At 67.9% G+C, this 246-nt stretch carries 1 protein-coding gene; it reads right to left on the bottom strand.

Going from position 1 to position 246, the window contains the following annotated elements; all coding sequences use genetic code 11:
- A partial coding sequence (locus G5A07_RS21610) for a DUF3275 family protein (RefSeq protein ID WP_191864011.1) occupies positions 1 to 246 on the bottom strand: 246 nt, incomplete at both ends.

Here is a 246-nt window from a genome sequence, read left to right on the forward strand (position 1 = left end):
GCCAGACCGTCCCGAACAGTTCTGCATCCGCGTCTGTGTCCAGAGAGGCGGCCTGCTCTGCAGGAGCCGGAGGGTCCATACCGAAAGGCGCGTCGTCCCCGGTTGCGACGGGGCGCAGAGGCTTCGGTTTCTGGGGCGACTTCGGCGGTGCCGCCGGTGCGGCAGTGGACTGCTGGATCGCGGGCACTTCGTCGAGCGGATCCACCTCATTGCCAGAGAGGCGCTCTGCCTCCTCGTCGCTGAGGT

It is taken from the genome of Stenotrophomonas sp. AS012628, from assembly GCF_010608305.1.
In the GTDB taxonomy this organism is placed as follows: Bacteria; Pseudomonadota; Gammaproteobacteria; order Xanthomonadales; family Xanthomonadaceae; genus Stenotrophomonas; species Stenotrophomonas geniculata.